The sequence below is a fragment of the Lysinibacillus sp. BS3 genome, from assembly GCF_039614735.1.
In the GTDB taxonomy this organism is placed as follows: Bacteria; Bacillota; Bacilli; order Bacillales_A; family Planococcaceae; genus Lysinibacillus; species Lysinibacillus capsici.
In genome coordinates, this window is record NZ_CP154860.1 from 1,731,272 (window position 1) to 1,750,929 (window position 19,658).

At 37.4% G+C, this 19,658-nt stretch carries 21 protein-coding genes and 1 other annotated feature; of the genes, 1 reads left to right on the top strand and 20 read right to left on the bottom strand.

Annotated elements, in window-relative coordinates:
- Window positions 1-2: 2 nt before the first annotated feature.
- The 6 genes from pyrR to AAJG31_RS08895 form a co-directional block, all read right to left on the bottom strand.
- Window positions 3-551: a bifunctional pyr operon transcriptional regulator/uracil phosphoribosyltransferase PyrR gene (gene pyrR / locus AAJG31_RS08870; protein WP_004227349.1), complete on the bottom strand. Its 549-nt coding sequence runs from the start codon at window positions 549-551 to the stop codon at window positions 3-5.
- Window positions 552-727: 176 nt separating this feature from the next.
- A complete protein-coding gene (gene tnpA, locus AAJG31_RS08875; protein WP_115673398.1) occupies window positions 728-1,204 on the bottom strand; it encodes an IS200/IS605 family transposase in 477 nt (158 codons plus the stop codon).
- A gap of 322 nt (window positions 1,205-1,526) precedes the next feature.
- Complete coding sequence (locus tag AAJG31_RS08880) at window positions 1,527-2,438, bottom strand: RluA family pseudouridine synthase (RefSeq protein WP_279494103.1); 912 nt, start codon at window positions 2,436-2,438, stop codon at window positions 1,527-1,529.
- On the bottom strand, window positions 2,435-2,914 hold the full coding sequence (gene lspA / locus AAJG31_RS08885) for a signal peptidase II (protein WP_004227346.1): 480 nt from the start codon (window positions 2,912-2,914) through the stop codon (window positions 2,435-2,437). Before lspA ends, AAJG31_RS08880 begins: the two co-directional genes overlap by 4 nt.
- Window positions 2,915-3,078: 164 nt before the next feature.
- The gene (locus AAJG31_RS08890) at window positions 3,079-4,647 is read right to left on the bottom strand and encodes a cation acetate symporter (protein WP_004227344.1); all 1,569 of its coding nucleotides are present in this window, start codon (window positions 4,645-4,647) and stop codon (window positions 3,079-3,081) included.
- Between the two features lie 24 nt (window positions 4,648-4,671).
- Window positions 4,672-5,007 (bottom strand): hypothetical protein, encoded by a 336-nt coding sequence (locus AAJG31_RS08895; RefSeq protein ID WP_054549864.1) that lies wholly within the window; start codon window positions 5,005-5,007, stop codon window positions 4,672-4,674.
- Between the two features lie 202 nt (window positions 5,008-5,209).
- On the opposite strand from AAJG31_RS08895, the gene AAJG31_RS08900 reads away from it, so the two are divergent.
- Window positions 5,210-6,415, top strand: a complete 1,206-nt coding sequence (locus tag AAJG31_RS08900) for an AraC family transcriptional regulator (RefSeq protein ID WP_048394644.1) — start codon at window positions 5,210-5,212, stop codon at window positions 6,413-6,415.
- A 99-nt stretch (window positions 6,416-6,514) separates the two neighbouring features.
- Here the strand turns inward: AAJG31_RS08900 and ileS are convergent, their stop codons facing one another.
- The 14 genes from ileS to AAJG31_RS08970 form a co-directional block, all read right to left on the bottom strand.
- A complete protein-coding gene (ileS, locus tag AAJG31_RS08905) occupies window positions 6,515-9,283 on the bottom strand; it encodes an isoleucine--tRNA ligase (RefSeq protein WP_259950988.1) in 2,769 nt (922 codons plus the stop codon).
- Between the two features lie 112 nt (window positions 9,284-9,395).
- Window positions 9,396-9,619: a binding site (T-box leader), on the bottom strand.
- 96 nt (window positions 9,620-9,715) lie between these two features.
- Window positions 9,716-10,240 (bottom strand): DivIVA domain-containing protein, encoded by a 525-nt coding sequence (locus AAJG31_RS08910; protein WP_004227329.1) that lies wholly within the window; start codon window positions 10,238-10,240, stop codon window positions 9,716-9,718.
- A 95-nt stretch (window positions 10,241-10,335) separates the two neighbouring features.
- A complete protein-coding gene (locus AAJG31_RS08915; protein WP_066037187.1) occupies window positions 10,336-11,124 on the bottom strand; it encodes an RNA-binding protein in 789 nt (262 codons plus the stop codon).
- A 170-nt stretch (window positions 11,125-11,294) separates the two neighbouring features.
- Entirely contained in the window at window positions 11,295-11,576 is a 282-nt protein-coding gene (locus AAJG31_RS08920) for a YggT family protein (protein ID WP_004227322.1), read from the bottom strand.
- A gap of 20 nt (window positions 11,577-11,596) precedes the next feature.
- The gene (locus AAJG31_RS08925; RefSeq protein ID WP_004227319.1) at window positions 11,597-12,094 is read right to left on the bottom strand and encodes a cell division protein SepF; all 498 of its coding nucleotides are present in this window, start codon (window positions 12,092-12,094) and stop codon (window positions 11,597-11,599) included.
- Window positions 12,078-12,782 (bottom strand): YggS family pyridoxal phosphate-dependent enzyme, encoded by a 705-nt coding sequence (locus AAJG31_RS08930; RefSeq protein WP_054549893.1) that lies wholly within the window; start codon window positions 12,780-12,782, stop codon window positions 12,078-12,080. The genes AAJG31_RS08925 and AAJG31_RS08930 overlap by 17 nt, the downstream gene beginning before the upstream one ends.
- A 119-nt stretch (window positions 12,783-12,901) precedes the next feature.
- Window positions 12,902-13,144, bottom strand: a complete 243-nt coding sequence (locus AAJG31_RS08935; RefSeq protein ID WP_225340754.1) for a YlmC/YmxH family sporulation protein — start codon at window positions 13,142-13,144, stop codon at window positions 12,902-12,904.
- Between the two features lie 131 nt (window positions 13,145-13,275).
- Entirely contained in the window at window positions 13,276-14,049 is a 774-nt protein-coding gene (gene sigG / locus AAJG31_RS08940) for an RNA polymerase sporulation sigma factor SigG (RefSeq protein WP_004227313.1), read from the bottom strand.
- A gap of 114 nt (window positions 14,050-14,163) precedes the next feature.
- Entirely contained in the window at window positions 14,164-14,871 is a 708-nt protein-coding gene (gene sigE / locus AAJG31_RS08945) for an RNA polymerase sporulation sigma factor SigE (protein ID WP_009373518.1), read from the bottom strand.
- Window positions 14,872-14,884: 13 nt separating this feature from the next.
- Window positions 14,885-15,718, bottom strand: coding sequence for a sigma-E processing peptidase SpoIIGA (locus AAJG31_RS08950; RefSeq protein ID WP_054549862.1), 834 nt, complete (start codon window positions 15,716-15,718; stop codon window positions 14,885-14,887).
- A 182-nt stretch (window positions 15,719-15,900) separates the two neighbouring features.
- On the bottom strand, window positions 15,901-17,058 hold the full coding sequence (gene ftsZ / locus AAJG31_RS08955; protein ID WP_004224858.1) for a cell division protein FtsZ: 1,158 nt from the start codon (window positions 17,056-17,058) through the stop codon (window positions 15,901-15,903).
- Window positions 17,059-17,111: 53 nt separating this feature from the next.
- Window positions 17,112-18,395: a cell division protein FtsA gene (ftsA, locus tag AAJG31_RS08960; protein WP_004224856.1), complete on the bottom strand. Its 1,284-nt coding sequence runs from the start codon at window positions 18,393-18,395 to the stop codon at window positions 17,112-17,114.
- Window positions 18,396-18,490: 95 nt separating this feature from the next.
- Window positions 18,491-18,862, bottom strand: a complete 372-nt coding sequence (locus tag AAJG31_RS08965) for a small basic family protein (protein WP_048394651.1) — start codon at window positions 18,860-18,862, stop codon at window positions 18,491-18,493.
- A 3-nt stretch (window positions 18,863-18,865) separates the two neighbouring features.
- A complete protein-coding gene (locus AAJG31_RS08970) occupies window positions 18,866-19,585 on the bottom strand; it encodes a DUF881 domain-containing protein (protein ID WP_036077135.1) in 720 nt (239 codons plus the stop codon).
- Between the last annotated feature and the right edge of the window lie 73 nt (window positions 19,586-19,658).

Genomic DNA, 19,658 nt, shown 5'->3' on the forward strand with positions numbered 1-19,658 from the left:
CTTTATTGTTCGTCTTCTTTGTAAATAATGACGCAATCTTCTCCGTCTACTTCTTGTAAATTGACAACAATGCGCTCAGAGCCAGAAGTTGGAACGTTTTTTCCCACATAGTCTGCTCTAATTGGTAGCTCTCGATGTCCTCTATCTACTAGAACAGCTAGTTGAATTTGTGCAGGTCTTCCTAAATCCATTACAGCATCTAGAGCTGCACGTACTGTTCGACCTGTATAAAGTACATCATCTACTAAGATGATTTTTTGATTTTTCACTTGATACTCGATATCAACTTGTTCTACATGTGCTTGTTCGTTTTCATGTTTCGTTGTTAAATCATCTCGGTAAAGTGTAATATCAAGTTCCCCTGTACGAATCGGTTTACCTTCAATTTTTTCAATTCGCTGCGCCAAACGTCTGGCTAGAAAGGCACCTCGTGTTTTAATGCCAACTAAAATACATTCATCGATTCCTTTATTACGTTCAATTATTTCATGGGCAATACGTGTTAATGCTCGTGTCATTGATGGGCCATCTAATAATTCATTTTGTGCCATATTCGTATCCTCCTCTCTTCAATCTATTATCGGCCATGTGTCCATAATCAGAACCACCAGTCTAACTGGTGGTTTGCTCTACGCGTGAAACGCTGGGGTACTGGCCCATGTCTAAAGACACACTGAAAGGTCCGCCAACCGCACTCCGTTTTCACGCTACCACTAAAGTGGTTTTATTATTTTCGCTTTTTTGCTTGTATTTCTTCTCCTGTAAATGGATCAATGAATTCTTTCATGGTCATTTGATCCTCAAGAATATCCTCTTGCAATTGATTTTTTATATATTCCTGTATGATTTTTCTGTTTCGTCCTACTGTATCTACATAATATCCGCGACACCAAAACTTCCTATTTCCATATTTGTATTTCAGGTTCGCATGCCGATCGAATATCATTAAACTACTCTTCCCTTTCAAATAACCCACAAACGATGAAACACTTATTTTTGGTGGAATACTCACCAACATATGAATGTGATCAGGACAGGCTGTGGCTTCAATGATTTCTACTCCTTTTCTTTCACATAACTGGCGAAGAATTCTACCTATATCTGCTTTGATTTGTCCATAAATAATCTGCCTTCTATATTTTGGCGCAAAGACGATGTGATACTTACAATTCCATGTCGTGTGTGCTAAACTTTTATTATCCATTTGGAGCCCCTTTCGTACGAAGTCGGTTGACCAGACCTGATTTCATTGTACGGCTGGGGTTTTTTTCTTGTCCATAGCTAGAAGCTCTTTGGAACCCCTCGCATAGCAAGGGGTTTTCAAAATATACAAAAAAACCTCTCGAGGCGAATAGCCTGAGAGGGTTGTATACGTGTTGAAAAAGCATGTTGGAAAAATTTGCAGCACAAATTTCCACAACACTATCACATGTCCCTTCTCAGCCTCTCTGGACTGCCATTAAAGGTGAATATTTAGTTATGTTGTTCATTCACTGTCGTTAGTATAGACTTTCTTTTCGTATACGTCAATGCCTATTTCGTAAATCATTTAATAATTGTTCATAATCAGCTGGAAGTGGTGTTTCAAACTCCAAGTATTCTCCAGATGAAGGATGATCGAATCCTAAAGTCGCTGCATGTAAAACTTGTCCCCCAAAGTCGATTGTCTTTTTCGGACCATATTTTGGATCTCCAACAAGTGGGAAGCCAATATAATTCATATGCACACGAATTTGGTGTGTACGTCCCGTTTCTAAACGACATTCCACAAGCGTATAGTCACCAAAACGTTCAACAACTTGGAAGTGTGTGACAGCATGTTTACCATTATCGACAACTGCCTGTTTTTGGCGATCTTTTTGGTCACGTCCAATTGGTGCATCAATTGTACCCTTATCATGTGCAATATGCCCGTGGACAAGAGCAATATATTTACGAGTAACTGTTTTATTCACTAATTGATTGACTAATGATTCATGAGCCGTATCGTTTTTAGCAACCATCAATAAGCCCGATGTATCTTTGTCGATACGATGGACAATCCCTGGTCGTAGTACACCATTAATCCCTGATAAGTCTTTACAATGATACATTAAGCCATTTACCAGTGTACCTCCCATATGGCCCGGTGCTGGATGTACCACCATACCCTTTGGTTTATTCACAACAAGAACATCTGCATCCTCATAAACAATATCTAACTCTAAATTTTCTGCGACAACATCCAATTCTTCCACTTCTGGTACATCAATAGCGATGATGTCACCAGCTTTAACCTTATATTTTGCCTTTACAGCATCACCGTTTACTTTAATGACTCCCTCACTAATCCAGTTCCCAATTTGCGTGCGTGACCACTCAGATTGTAAGCTAGAAAGTGCTTTATCAATGCGCTCTCCTTGCTGCTGTTCTTCGATTGTATATGTTACTTGCGTCATTGTTTCACCTGTTTCTTCTCTTTTTTATCTTCCATAATTAAGCCAATCATCAGCACGACAACCGCTATTGTTAATGCAGCATCTGCCACATTAAAAATAGGAAAATCATAATTAATAATTGGAATTAAAACATCTACAAAATCGACCACTTCTCCTCTAAATAGACGGTCTATAAAGTTTCCTACTGCACCACCAAGCAAGAGCATTAAGCCGACTTGAAAAACAGGCTTTCCCTTTGCTTCTTTATGATAAAAATAGACAATCGCACAGATAACAGCAACTGTGACAATACTAAACAACCACATTTGCCCCTCTAGCATCCCCCATGCTGCCCCTCTATTTCGATGAGACAAAATACCGAACCATGGGTCCCATACAGCAATGCGTTCAGCATATTCCATATTTTTCACAATCAGCCATTTTGTCCATTGATCCAGTAAAACGACAAAAGCAGCTAATCCATAATATTTATACACAGACATTCCTCCGTTCACTCAACATCTTACCTATTCTACCATAACAGTACCATTCACAATAACTAATATCATATCTAAATATGGCTGATTCTAAATCTCTTCAAGAAATATAAAAAGGCTACCCCTATTACGTTTAAGCAATAGAAATAGCCATAACTTATTGGTTAGACAGTTTCAGATTCTTTTGAATGTACTCGCTTCATGAAGTCATTAACATCAGCAGGAACTTTGCGATCTATTAATGACACGATGATAACAGATAAGAAGCCCACAGGTACTGTCACAATACCTGGAATTTTAAACTGCAAGAAGCTTGGTAACGTTCCTGGTAAAAAGATCATCCACATAGACACGCCAAGTCCTATTAATAATCCTGCAATGGCTCCTTTTTCTGTCATGCCTCTCCACCAAATACCTAAAATGAATATTGGGGTAAATGTACTTGCAGCGACAGTAAAAGCGAGCGCCACTAAATGGCCAATGGATGCATCCTTTACAAGTAAACCCAATGCTCCATATAAAATACCTAATAATACAATAGCCACTTTCCCAGCAATAACTCGTTGTTTTTGTGTAATATCCTTTTTCATGATATTGGCATATAAATCATGAGCTAGTGCACCTGAGCTTGTAATAAACAATCCTGAAAGATTGGAGAAAATAGCTGCAAATGCTCCTGCTATAACTAATCCAAGTAGCCATTTGCCACCTAGTGCAAGGGCTGTAGTAGGAATGACCATGTTATTCCCACCCAGCACTAAATCACGCATGACTTCCTCACTAGCTGTCCCAGAAATGAAAATAGATCGACCTACAACACCTAAATAAACAGCTAACAAGAAGAACGCGCTTGCAATTCCAATGGCCATGAGTGCAGATTTACGGGCTGCTTTAGCACTTGGGTTTGTATAAAAGCGCAATAAAATATGAGGAAGACCAATTGTTCCTAGCGCTAATCCTATCGTCATACTAATTGTTTGCCAGAACGTGGGGAAATAAAAGCCCGTGCCTGTCCAAGCAGCACCATCAAAATTGATATCATTGCCATCTAAGGCATACGGTGAAGTGCCTGTAATTGGACCGCTAAATGAATGGATGGCTGCTAAAATTTTATCATAATGTAAACCGCCATAAACTGCTGCAATTAACATCACAATAAACGCACCAAGACGAATCCACAACTCTAATGCTTGGTTGATGGTTGTTCCTTTCATACCACCAATACCTACATAAAAAATCATAACAACACAAGTAAATATAATGCCGAATTCATAAGAAGTACCGAAAAACATACTTAAAATCTGTGCAGCACCTAATAATTGGGGAGCTGCATAAAAGCCTGAAATAGCTAACACCACTGCCACAGCTACAAGCCGAGCTCGTCTACTATGAAAACGATAGCCTAAAAAATCTGCAACGGTAAATGCACCAAAACGTCTTAAAGGACCTGCCACAAAAATCGCTAATAATGTTAACCCAATGGAGAAGCAAAAAGCATAATAAGCACCATCATATCCAAGTTGAAATGTTAACCCTGCGATACCCAGAAATGTTGCTGCACTTAAGTAATCCCCACCAATGGCAGACCCATTTGTAAACCATCCGAAGCTTCGGCCACCTACAAAGAAATCCGAAGCTGTTGCATTTCTTTTTGTTAAATACGTAATGTATACAATTGTTCCCATTAAAGCAATGGTCATTAACATCTTTGGTTCTAATAGAGCTTCCATCATTCAACATTTCCCCCTTTGTTCCAACTACTTATTTGCTATATCATATTGCTTTAGACGTTTCTCGTACATGGCTGTGTGAACATATGCAATAATAAATGCCATAGCCATCATTACAATCGTTGTCACAAACCATGTGACTGTCATACCACCCCAGATCTTCTTAAACGCAAATGCTGGCCCAAACCAATTCATAACAGGGATACTAAAAATCAAAATAAAGTAAAATATCGATAAACCTAAACCTGTTGTAAATTCATCTTTCATAATTTTGTTTGTTGTTGCATCTAAAGGTGGTAGATCTTTCACATCAATTGTTCCTGCTTCTACATAGTCATAATCATGACTGCCTACTTCCGCCATAAGCCAATTCCCCCTTTTTTGGTAAGTGAATAATTGTCTGAAATTTCAAATTATTATTCACTACAATTATTCTATTCTATTTCAACTTCAATATAGATATAAAATATTGCTGTATTAGTACAAAAAATTGCTATTTTAAGTTAAAATATTTTTATCTTTTTATTCGTAGGGGGCTGGTAGCATTTTAAAGGTGGTATGGTATATGGAAAGCTCATTTGACAAGCAGCAAATGAGTGAATGGTTAAAAGAGGTTTTACCAAACGCTTTAGAGGAATGTAAAGTGCCAAAGCCAGAAGATGAGGTCATTATTGTCTATGAAGTCAATCGGTTATTTGATTGGGTAAAGATTAATCGATTAAAAAGAAATTATCCTAATAGTATTATTGTCCCGTTTGTTACAGAACACCTTACCTACTCGACTGGTATAGCAATTGAATTAGCTTTACCTGCACTTCTCATAAAACCATTACAAAAATCAAAATTTTTACGAATTGTAAAAAAGCTGTATACGTCCTATCAGGAAAAAAAGGCGAGTACACTTACAATGCTTGAGCTATCACAACAAGTATCCCAACAACATACCTCTCCATTTAGGGAAGCATTTTTAAAACGCCTGATCCGTGGAGAAATTGACAATGAACAAGAAATAATACAATCTGCTTCATTTTTATCGACAAACTGTATACCTAATATTGTATTTTTAATTCAAGGCTATATTGATGGGGCTAATAAGAAAGCTGTCCCACATGATGCAAGTAGTAGTATTACAACAGTTTTTCGTCAGCACTTTGCTGAGAAGGCCTCATTATCCTTTTTACATTTTGAACGCTATTTATTACTTCTCATGCGAATTCCTACTGATTACAACTCTTTCAAACATTGGACTGAGGGTGAAGCCTGTTTATTAGAGGTTATCGAGACCCTAAAAAGGGATTGTTCTATTCATCTTTTTATGGGGGTTGGAGGTGTATTTCAGGATGCTATGCAAGTGAAGGAATCCTATAGCCAGGCTAGAAAAGCACGTAGAAAACCACCTATCCATAATATACACATCCGATATTACGAAGATTTAACAAAGCATGAGCAGCTGCAAAAAGCTATTCAGTATATTGAAGAACATTACGACGAACAACTGACCATTCGTGATGTTGCAAAATATATTAACTTTAGCCCAACTCATTTTAGTAGACTATTTAAAAAAGAAACAGGTCGCAATTTTGTTGACTATGTTGCTTATACACGCATTATCAAAACCTTACCTTTTTTACGCAAGTACGACTACACCATAGAAAAAATCTCCTCCACCTGTGGCTTCAATACACCAAATTACTATAGTTTAACTTTTAAAAAATATGTAGGTATATCTCCAACAGACTATCGCAATACGACAGAAATTTTATTTAAATAATGGAAAAGAATCTGCAAAACTTCCATGAAAAAAGCAAGCCTCCAACAAGGAGACTTGCACATCCTCTACATTTAAATGCAGATTCTTGTTATTTATAGATTAAACGTAATACTTTTCTACAACTTCTGCACAGCGAGCACATACTGTAGGTTGTGCTTCATTTGAACCAACTGTTTCAGAAATTGACCAGCAACGCTCACATTTCTCACCTGTAGCCTTCTCAACAACAATGGAAACATGCTCAAGTGTTAAAGCTTCAGCAGGTGCCTCCTCGATAGCAGCTACCTCAAAAGCTGAAACGATGGAAAGTTGTGCAAAGTCAATGTTGGCATCGTTCAATAATGCGACAACATCTTCTTTCGCGTAGACAGTGACTTTTGCTTCAAGTGATTTACCAATTGTTTTCGCATTACGTGCTTCCTCTAATGCTTTTAAAATATCATCGCGTACATCAATAATTTTTTCCCATTTTGTACGTATGCTCTCAAAATTCGCTTGAACATCTACCTCTGGGAAATCTGTTAATTGAACAGAAACTTCTTCTACAATACCTTGAGCATGTAGATAAGACCACATTTCATCTGTTGTATGTGGGATAATTGGTGTCATGATTTTTACTAATGTCATCAATGTATCATAAATAACTGTTTGCATCGCACGACGATCCTTATTGTCATGACCCTCGATATAGACTACGTCTTTGGCAATATCAAGATAGAATGAAGATAACTCTACAGCAACGAAATTATTGACTACATGATAGACAGCAGCAAAATCATAGCGATCATAGGCAGCACGCACAGTTTTTAAGACATCCTGTAAGCGCATATACACATATTGATCCATTTCACGAAGCTCAGCATAACTTACACGATCTTTCGTAGGATCGAAATCAGCAATATTGCCGTGTAAGAAACGGAAAGTATTACGAATTTTACGATACACTTCAGATACTTGCTTTAACATATCCATAGAGATGCGCACATCTGCTGTATAATCAACAGAAGCAACCCATAAACGAAGTATGTCTGCTCCATACTGATCCATTACTTTTTGCGGAATAATCACATTCCCTAAAGATTTACTCATTTTACGTCCTTCACCATCAAGTACAAAACCATGTGTTAAAAGTCCTTTGTATGGTGCATAGCCGTTAATAGCTACAGATGTAATAAGAGAGGAATTAAACCAACCACGATGTTGGTCAGAACCCTCTAAATAGAGATCAGCTGGATATTTCATACCACGTTCTACTAGTACACCTTGGTGTGATGAACCTGAATCAAACCATACATCCATAATATCATTTTCTTTTGTAAATTCGCCGTTCGGGCTACCTGGATGTGTAAAGCCTTCTGGTAATAACTCTTTTGCTGTTTTTTGGAACCAAATATTTGATCCATTCTCACGGAATAATGCTGAGACATGACTAATTGTTTCAGGTGTAATAATAGGTTCACCATTTTCAGCATAGAAAATCGGAATCGGCACACCCCACGCACGTTGACGTGAAATTACCCAGTCTCCACGATCACGAATCATATTATAAAGACGAGTTTCTCCCCAAGCTGGTGTAAATGCTGTTGCTTTTACAGCCTCTAATAACTCCCCACGGAATGCTTCAACAGATGCAAACCATTGTGGTGTCGCACGATAAATAACAGGCTTTTTCGTACGCCAGTCATGTGGATAGGAGTGCGTAAAGAAATCAAGCTTTTCTAACGCTCCTACTTCTTTTAGTTTTTCTGTGACGAGTTTATTCGCATCATTATAAAACACGCCTTCAAAGCCAGGTGCTTCATCTGTATAACAGCCACTATTATCAAGAGGGCTAAGAATACCTAAACCGTACTGTTTACCAATATGATAATCGTCTTCACCATGCCCTGGGGCTGTATGAACACAACCTGTACCCGCTTCAGCAGTTACGTGTTCACCTACCATAATAAGCGATTCACGATCGTAGAATGGATGTTGTGCTACAATACGATCTAATGCCTCTCCTTTTACCTCTTGTACAACCTCATAGTCTACCCATCCAAGCGTAGTTGCCACTGACTCTAATAACTCTTTGGCAATGATGAATTTTTTATTAGCCACTGCAACTACTACATAGATAAATTCAGGATTCAAAGAAATTCCTAAGTTTGCTGGTAATGTCCATGGTGTTGTTGTCCAAATGATAAATTTAGCATCTGCTGGAACAACACCCTTCGCATCCTTAATTGCAAAGCTTACATAAATGGATGGAGATTTGATGTCCTTATATTCAATTTCAGCTTCCGCCAAAGCAGATTCAGAAGAAGGAGACCAATAAACCGGCTTTAACCCTTTATAGATATAACCTTTTTCCGCCATTTTACCGAATACTTCAATTTGACGAGCTTCAAACTCAGGCTTTAATGTAATATATGGATTTTCCCAATCACCTCGAATGCCTAGACGGCGGAATTGGGCACGTTGATTGTCAATTTGCTCATAAGCATACTCTTCACAAAGTTGGCGGAATGCTGCTACTGACATTTCTTTACGTTTTACACCTTTGTTAGTCAATGCTTGCTCAATTGGTAAACCATGTGTATCCCAACCTGGAATATAATTGACATGGTAGCCAGTCATGGAGCGATGACGTGTAATCATATCCTTCAATACTTTATTTAGAGCATGGCCTATATGGATATCACCATTTGCATAGGGAGGACCATCATGTAGAACAAATTCTGGTCGACCTTCCGTACGCTCCATCTGTAATTTGTTAATATCCATGCCATTCCATTTTTCTTGCATTTTTGGCTCATTTGCCGGTAAATTTCCACGCATTGGGAAATCTGTTTTTGGCATTAATAAAGTATCTTTGTATTCAACCATTAAAATTCCTCCTTTATTTTACACAAACAGGTAGACATTTTTCTCATAAGACAGTTATTGGCAAAATTATCTAAAACGATTCGGAAACAAACAAAAAAAGCCCTCAATCCCACTAAGGGACGAGAAGCTTCTACTCGCGGTACCACCCTAATTGTAGTACAAAAATTTGCACTACCTCTTAAAAGCACGTTTAACGTCGTGCATCACGAAATAACCTACTTTTTTCAGTTATTTAGCTCAGAAGTGATGTTCAATGCTAGTTGTATGTTTGGGCTCTCACTGTCCCCAAATCGCTTAACAACGCCTAACAAATACTGTCTTCGTCTCTGCTTTTATGCATATCTGTTCAAAATAATTACTATTACAAAGTATATGAAATTCAAACAATCGCGTCAAGTTTCATTTGTCAATTACAGCAATTAAAAAGAAAAGTTAAATATCCTCAGAATCCTGTGCTTCTTCAACAGATGCTTGAATTTCTGTTAAATCGATATCATATTGCAGCAAATGATCCCAGTCATCTGCATTAAGTAAATCCAGCTGTGCTTCTACAAGCATCTTGAAACGATTACGAAATACCTTAGATTGCTTTTTAAGCTCATCAATTTCAATCGTCACCTTACGAGCCTTCGTCAAAGCTTCATTGACAATTCGATCAGCATTTTTTTCAGCTTCTTTTACAATGAGCTTTGCCTCTTTTTGAGAATTTCTTCTCACTTCATCAGCCGCTTCTTGTGCAACGACAATAGACTTCTGCAAAGTTTCTTCTAAGGTGTTGAAATGTCTCGCTTGTTCTAAAGCCATCTCTAATTGCTTATCAACCTCTTTTTTTTCACGAAGCAGAATTTCATAGTCTTTAATAATCTGATCTAAAAATTCATTTACTTCATCTTCAGCATAACCTCTGAAGGCTTTTGTAAACTCCTTATTATGTATATCAATAGGTGATAATGGCATACAATCCTTCTCTCCTTTACATGTACATTCGTAATTCCTATTATACAATTGTTCCGACAACTTAGCAGTAAAAATTAATGAAATTTGCTTCACTTTCAGCTTTTTTGGGCCAATCGACCGACTTGAAGACGGATTTTATCTTTTTTTGTTCGGCCTTCAGTCATAATAATTTTCACCCGACCACTTCCACGTATCGATAAAATATCTCCCTCTTGTAATTCAAAAGCAACTGTATCTCTTTCTGTCCAATTTACACGAACTTTTTTCCCAGTAATTAAAGCTTGAGCTTTTTGGCGTGATACATTTAATACAGTCGCTATAATTACATCTAAGCGCATGGAAGATACTGTATGAGATTCCTCCAACCATTCTTCCTCATTTACAATAAGGGAATCCGCTTCTTTTAAAGACTCAATATGCACCTTAACTTTACCAATACCTGTTAAATGTAACCGAACATATTCTGCTACCTCTTGAGCTACAACGAATTGCACCTGCTGATCATTTACACGAATATCACCAAATTTGCCACGATTTAAACCTAATGAAAGCAACGCACCTAAAACATCAGGATGTCGTAATTGGACAAATTTCACTGGATATTGAATCGTAAAGGCCACTAACTGAAAGTCTTCTTCTGTTGCTTCATAGTAAGTAGGAAAAATAAGCATACGCTGCCTCTCCGCCTCTTCAAATAAACCTGTGCATGCAGTTTTTAGGGTATCATTTTGCCCGATAATCGATGTCACAATAAAACGTTGTCTTGGATCAAGAAAATCTGTCAGCTTAGGCGCATAACGATCTTCAACCTCACGCTGCCAGCTTATTACCTGTTCAATAAAGGGCTGTTCATCTTTTCGAAAATGCTGGATTAAGTGTTCCATCTTGTTGTCTCCTCTTTCACTAGTTCCATTTTGCTTTGTTAGTTGGAAACTTAGTATTCCCAATTAATGACGTTTGGACGTCATTGTTTTAAAATTTTTTATTAGTCGCTTTAGTAGCATAGAAAATTAAAATAAATAAAAAATCCCCACCAAAACGTGAGGATTTACTTCTAAGCGAACATAAAATATATTTTCTGAATGACTATATAAAGCCCTCTTTCTATAAAATTCAGCATAAAGATGGCCACAATTGGCGAAATATCAATCATACCAAGAGGCGGAATGAATTTCCTAAAAATCCCTAAATATGGCTCACAAACTTTTTCAAGCATGCGACCAATTGCTGAATTTTGAGCGGCAGGCACCCAAGACATTAAGATATATGCAATTAGCATGAATGAGTAAATCTTAAATGCTAATGATACATAACCAAGTATAATAAAAAAAGTCATATAAACTACAATCCTCGCTATTAATTATCGTCTAAAATAAAGTTTGTAATTTCACCAGTCACTTCTACATTATCTGGCGTACAAAGGAAGATATCTTTACCGATACGTTGAATATCTCCAGCAAGAGCATAGACTGTGCCACTTAAAAAATCAATAATGCGTTTACCTTGTTCTCTTTCGATACGTTGCAAATTGACAATTGTTGCACGTTTATTTTTTAAATGCTCTGCGATATCTTGTGCTTCTGCATAAACTCTCGGTTCTATTAAAACAACTTTTGCTCCCTTAGAACTCATAGCTGCCTGCAAACTGACAATGTTATTAGGAGTTGCTGTGCTTTGTGGCATGATTTCATGAATAGGTGCTTTGCGTTCTTTCATCATTTTTTTTGGCTTAACTGAATGAATCGGTTGCTGTTGTTGTATGGGTTGTTGTTGCTGAATAGGAGCTTGCGTGATTTCTTCTTCTAATTCTTCTTCAAGGTAAAAGAAGTTTTTAATCTTATTTTTCATGCTCATCCTGTTCCCCTCTTTCATTTCCAACAAGAGCCGTTCCGACTCGAACAAAAGTAGCCCCTTCCTCTACCGCAATTTCAAAGTCATTAGACATGCCCATTGATAACTCGGTACAAGGTGCGTGTGCGAATCCTTGCTCGGCTATTTGCTGTTGACATTGTTTTAATTGCTTGAAAACAGAGCGAATAATTGCTTCGTTTTCGGTGTTTGGTGCCATAGTCATTAAACCTACAACTTGAATCTTAGTAAAACCTTTTAATGCTTCTACAAAAGGCAAAACTTCTTCGATAGTTAAACCATGTTTTGATTCTTCACCAGAAATATTTACTTGTACAAAACATTTAACAGGTTGTTCGGCTCTTTTTTCAATTTCTTCTGCCAAACTCAAACGATCTAAGGAGTGTAAATAATCAATGCTGTTAATCACTTGTTTTACTTTACGTGTTTGAAGCGACCCAATGTAATGCCAATGAACATCAGCATGTATCTCAGTAATTTTACGATGTAAGCCCTCTGGTCTGTTTTCTCCTAAATGAGTGAGCCCTGCTTCAATTGCTTCTTGTGTTCTTTCAACAGAAACTTCCTTCGTCACGGCAATTATTTGGACTTTTTCGCCCTCACGATTCCCTTTTTTTTCTGCTGCTGTTATTAAATCATTTAGTTTGTTTAAATTTGTTAAGATTTTTGTCACTGTTTTTCCCAACTTTACAACAATAGTTTCTTTTATTGTAACAAGCAATGCTTGATTTATCAATGAATAGCCTGACCTATGTCAGCATACAATTCTCACAATTTTAATGTGCCTATGTCTTAGGAAAGGGCTTTGACTAAAATGACATCCTTACCAACAACAAGCACATCCTTCATATACACTTTTCTCACAGACTCTTCACCTTTAAAAAAACCAAGATATTTGCGAGGCTCTGCAATCAAAAATGCTGTCACATAGCCTGTTTCTTTTGATACTTCAGCATCTATGACAAAGCCTATAAATCGTCCATTTCCTGCTTCAATGACTTCTTTTTGTTGTAACATCGAAAAACGCAATGACATACCTCCTCTATTGTTTACTTTCGTATAAACATTTCTACTACCATCAAACTTTGCTGTTACTTTATATTTATGTATCATTTGTTCATTGAATGAAGATAAAATGCGCACCGAATTATACGATGCGCATTTTTTTATTTGTAATCTTTTTGCATTGTTTCAATTGCATTTTTTTCAAGACGTGAAATTTGTGCTTGAGAAATCCCAAGTTCTTTGGCAATCTCAGTTTGGGTCTCTCCATAATAAAATCGTTTGGCAACGATCATTTGCTGACGTTCATCTAGCTTTTGCAAGCTTTCCTTTACCGACACATAGGCAACCCATTGATCTTCTGATACATCATCATCACGTAATTGGTCCATCATATAAACAGCATCTCCGCCATCTGAATAAATGGGTTCCTGTAATGAAACTGGATCTTGAATGGCATCTAAAGCAAATAAAACGTCTTCCTTTTTCATGTCAATCATCTCGGCAATTTCTTCAATCGTTGGTTCTCGCAAATTATCGGTTATCCATTGCTCTTTTGCCTGCATTGCCTTATAAGCTATATCTCTTAGAGAGCGAGATACACGTAATGCATGATGATCACGCAGATGGCGACGAATTTCACCAATAATCATTGGTACAGCATATGTCGAAAATCGTACATTATGCTTTAAATCAAAATGATCAATGGCTTTCATGAGGCCAATACAGCCTACTTGAAATAAATCATCTGCCTGTTCACCTCTATAGGCAAATCTACCGACAATACTAAGCACTAACCTTAAATTGCACATCACAAGCTCTTCTCTAATCTCTGTTTCTCCAGCTTGTAATCGGATAAAGAGTTCCTTCATTTCCTCGTGCTTTAGAATTGGCAAAGTCGATGTATCTAAGCCGCAAAGATCTACTTTTGTTCGCATATTCGATTCCTCCGGATGTTATTCTCTGACTAAACCGTGACATCAGTTTGTCCGAGAGAAACAAGAATATGCACAAAAGCTGCGACCAATTTTAGGTAGGATAAATTTCCCTTTCTAAGAAATTGGTTGATTTAAATTTTCACGTAAATCTTGAATAATTTTCTTTTCTAAACGGGAAATATATGATTGCGATATGCCTAAATGATCTGCAACTTCTTTTTGTGTCATTTCAACTTTTCCATTGAGACCAAAGCGACATTCCATAATATAACGTTCACGCGCACCTAGTAAATTAATAGCGTGGAACATATGCTGACGTTCAATTTTTTTCTCCACATTATCTAAAATAATATGCTCTTCTGTTCCTAAAATATCTGACAGTAATAATTCATTTCCATCTGCATCAGAATTTAGTGGCTCATCTAAGGATACTTCACCCTTCATACGACTTGTTTTTCGTAAATGCATTAAAATTTCATTTTCAATACAGCGTGATGCGTATGTTGCAAGCTTAATATTTTTATCCGTATTGAACGTCTCAATTGCTTTTATTAAACCAATGGAGCCAATACTGATTAAGTCTTCGATTGGCGTTCCCGTATTATCAAAACGTCTAGCAATATAAACAACAAGACGTAAATTACGTTCAATTAGTGTGTCTCTAGCTCGTAAATCACCATTCATAAAGGATGCAATGACTGTAACTTCTTCTTCTCGACTTAATGGCACTGGCAATGAATCATTTCCCCCTATATAGTACGTTTCACGACTCCGAAACTTACTCCATAATTTTTTCAAGCTAGCAAGTAGCCTAAGAAGCAATAGTTCTCCCCCTCTATGAGTTATTTGAAAGCGCTGAAAAATGTAAAATTGCTGCTGTGCTATGTGGAAAATTTTTAGCTTTTTTGGTTAATACGATATATTCATTCATTTTCACTTGCGAAGGCTCCCCCTTTATATGCCACTCATCAAAGCGAAAACCAAGGACAACGGTTTGCTGCTGTACTGTATTGACATGAATAAATCGTATATAACGCTGATAATCTTCTGAAAACATAGATACATTGTACGGATCTGTTTCTTGCCATTCCATTAATGATTCCCGGAACGCTGAAGGTAAATGTGGTCTCAAAGCAGTATAGGAAACAAAATGAACCGGCTTTCCTGATAATGGCTCAATGGCTTGATTTCCTGTATCTACAAAGGCAGAAAGTGGTATCTTTGCCCCAAAGATTGTTAAAGTTGTATCAAATACAAATTGACCACTTAAGCGTTCTAACTTTACAAAACCCCATTGCTTATAAAATGCAATAAGATTTAAAACTGCAAGCAAAAAGCAAATCATAATGAAATGGGTGGAAGAAAGATTTTTTAAAAAAGGTTGTAGTGCTGTTAACAATCCGCCAATAACGATCGTTGCTGTTAACACAATAGGTCCTTGCTTCTGAAAGCTTCGAATCTTAAAGTGAAACGCTATACCAATTAACAATATAAAACTAAGAATTGTCGTCCACAGCATTTGACCGCCAATGACAGCTACAAAACTACTACAAATAGAACTCATTAATAATCTTGAATTTTTTACAAGGACTCCTGTTACTCTTGCCGTAAACGTGAGTATCGCTAGATTAAAAAGCGTATTAATGAGCACCAGCCATTCTCCATACATAACAGCCGCCTCCTACTTACAAAGTTAGCACGTTACTCCCACAAATATTGTCAAACAATCGCATCATTTCCTAAAAATGTTTTGACAAAAAACATGGTTTCCTTACACATTTGAACATCATGGCAGACAATATAAAAAGCTCGTATTTTACATATGTAAAATACGAGCTTTTTAGAAGTTAATTAACCACGATTTTTGCGGTTACGTAAAAATGCCGGAACCTCAAGCATGTCATCCTGTGCATAATTTTGCTGATTTTGACGTGGCTGCTCATGTTGAACATGCATTTCTTGTCGTTGTTCACGAATAGGTGCTTGTTGCTGTGGAGCAGATTGTCTGTTCATATTAAGTGTCGGTTTTGCTGTAGGTCGTTGTTGCTGTAAAGCTTCCTCTGTGAAGCCTGTCGCAATAACTGTAACAATGATTTCATCTTTAAGATTTTCATTAATTACAGAACCGAAAATCATATTTACCTCTTCATCTGATGCAGAAGCTACGATATCTGCTGCTTCTTGTACTTCAAATAAGCTAAGATTTGAACCACCTGTAATGTTCATAAGGACACCTTTAGCACCATCAATGGATGATTCAAGCAATGGACTTGAAATAGCTTTCTTTGCAGCCTCAGAAGCTCTGTTTTCACCTGTTGCAATACCAATTCCCATTAAAGCTGAACCTTTGTTGGACATAATCGTTTTCACGTCAGCAAAGTCTAAGTTAATAAGACCAGGTGTAGCAATTAAATCTGAAATACCTTGTACACCTTGACGTAATACATTATCGGCTTCTCTAAAGGCTTCTAACATTGGTGTTGATTTATCAACTATTTGTAGTAGCTTGTCGTTTGGTATCACAATCAGTGTATCTACTGCTTCTTTCATTCCGCCAATTCCACCGATTGCTTGTGTTTGACGTTTACGACCTTCAAAAGTAAATGGACGTGTGACAACACCTACTGTTAGGGCTCCCAATTCACGTGCAATTTGTGCAATCACTGGAGCTGCCCCAGTACCCGTTCCGCCGCCCATACCAGCAGTCACGAATACCATATCGGCGCCTCGTAAAACCTCTTCTAGCTGTTCTCTGCTCTCTTCAGCAGCTTTTTTTCCTACTTCTGGATTTGCACCTGCACCTAATCCACGCGTTAATTTAGCCCCAATTTGTAGCCTTACTTCCGCTTTGGATAAATTTAATGCCTGAGCATCCGTGTTAACTGCGATAAAGTCAACACCTTGTACACCATGTTCTATCATTCGATTGACAGCGTTGTTACCGCCGCCACCAACACCTATGACCTTTATTACTGCAAGTTCATCAACACTTGTATCAAATTCTAACATCTCTTTTTCCTCCCACGGTAACTCGACTCTGTATCATTCATTACGCATTCTAGTTAATCAAAAAACTTATCAAATAATTTTTTTGCTCTCCCAATTACGCTTTCTTTTGGTTCTGAAGGTGCAGAATACTCTTGCTTTTTGCTTATAGCTGGTTGAGCCCCTACAACTGCATATTCAACAGGCTGCGTATTCGTACTTTTACCGTAAAAATCATCTTCTAAATAGGCGTAACGAATAAGTCCAACTGCCGTCGCAAATGAAGGCTCTCTAACACCGATATAATCGGGTGTATAGATTCTAACACGCGTTTGTAGAATTTGACGTGCTAATTGGGCAATCCCCTCAAGCTTTGCAACACCACCAGTTAAAACTACACCGCCTGGTAAATCTCTAACACCTAAACGTGCTAATTCATCTATAACTAACTCTAGTAATTCTTCTAATCTAGCACCGATAATCTCCGATATATAACGTTGGCTGTACTGATCAGTAGAATCTGTACCCACGACAGGCACTTCAAAGAGTTCGTCATCTGATGCGTCATCATAAAAGGCGTGTCCAAACTGGTGTTTAATTTGTTCTGCTTGTTCTGTTGGTGTTTTTAAAACGATTGAAATATCTTTCGTTATATGATCACCACCAACTGGTATGACACCCGTATGCGTTAATAATCCCTCTTCAAAAACTGCAATTGTTGTAGATCCGCCACCTAAGTCAATAAAGGCAGTTCCTTGGTTTTTTTCATCTTCTGTTAATGCAAAGTAGCCTGATGCTAATGGCTGCAAATATATTTCTCGTATACTTAAACCCGCTCGCTCAACACAGCGAAGAACATTGTGTAAAAGCGTTTTGGATGTCGTTATCATTGTTGCATCCATTTCAAGACGGATGCCAATCATACCACGAGGATCTTTAATTTCATCAAGGTTGTCCACAATAAACTGTCTTGGAATGATGTTAACTAATTCACGTTCAGGAGGTATTGACATGACTTGTGCAGATTCTACCACTCTGTCTAAATCATCATCTGTAATTTCTCTATTTTCACTATTTACAGCGACAACACCTTTAACTAGCTGTAACATCGTCTGGTTAGCTGGAACGCCTAAAACGACTTCATGGATTTGATAACCAGTCATTCGTTCGGCCTGTTCTATTGCTTTTCGAATAGATTGTACTGTTGCATCAATATCAACAATTGCACCTTTTCGAACTCCATTCGACTTTACATTTCCGACGCCAATTACATGTAATTGCCCGTCACTCATTTCACCTATTAATACCTTGACAGAGGAGGACCCAATATCAAGGGAAATGTATAAATCTTGCTGATTCAATTCGCTGCACCTCCTTGAAAAATGCTCTTGTTTTCATTCTATTGTAAATTTGGCATAATGTCTAAGCAAATCGAGTATTTTGGTCAATTTTTCTCTCATTCTATGGAAGTTTTTTTCCGCTTGTGACGTTTCTCATCTAACCGAGTTAGTAATATACGCCTAATAATTGCTATATTTTGGAATAAACGTACTCCAAAAGCGAAAATCGCTGCTAAATACAAATCTATCCCCAAATTCACTCCTATAAAAGCTAATCCTGCTGCTAGAACTATATTAAAAAAGAATCCTGATACAAAAACTTTATCATCGTAAACTTGCTGTAATTGAGCACGAATACCTCCAAATAATGTATCTAAAGCTGCTAAAACAGCTATTGACAGATAATTTTCATACATAGAGGGGATTTGTATATTTGTTAACAAGCCAAGGGCAAGTCCAAATACCAAACCTAAAAATGGTAGCCACATATATTAATCTCCTTTTTTTACCTCTGCTAAATAATCATTTGTCAACGGCTGATCAAATGCTGGAATTTGTAACTGTTCAATTGGTTCTTCAATTACTAAATTAAAATTGTCTAAATAAAATGAGTCTATAAATGTTGAGGCCTGCAAGGAATTATACATTTTTTGTGCTGCTTTATAATCGCTTGTCCCAACAAATATCTCAAATGAAGGCGAAGACAGTGGTATACTGTTTACTGTTGTCTTACCATTAATATCTCGTATGGCCGTTGTTTGTACTACCCGATTACCATCAATTGAGACATTAGTAGCATTGTTCTTAAAAAGGGTATTCAATAATTGAGTTAACAAATCGGGTGAAATCTCTTTAATTTCATAGCCCATTTCTATCAGTTCAGGTGCAGGTTCAACTCGAAGTACAACACCTGGCCCTATAACTTCTGTTAATCCTGCTTGTAGCTTTAAACGATTTAATGTTTCATTTAAAGCTGCTTGCTGATTTACTTTTTCAGATTGCTCATAGCGATCCACTACTTCATGAAGTGAGCGAATTTCTGCCAGTAGTGCGGAATGTCTTTGTTTTTCTTGTGCTAATTCCTCTCTTATTGCCCAAATATCTCGTGTATCTCGCTCAGCTGGTTTTTGTATGGTATTGTATTGTACCGCTATCATCAAACCGATAATAAATAGCACGATCGTTATTCGGGTGTACATATTTCTTTTCAAAATAGCCCCTCCTAGACGTATCGTATGCCCCTCAGAATACGACTTTGAATTGTATAATTTTCTACAATCGACT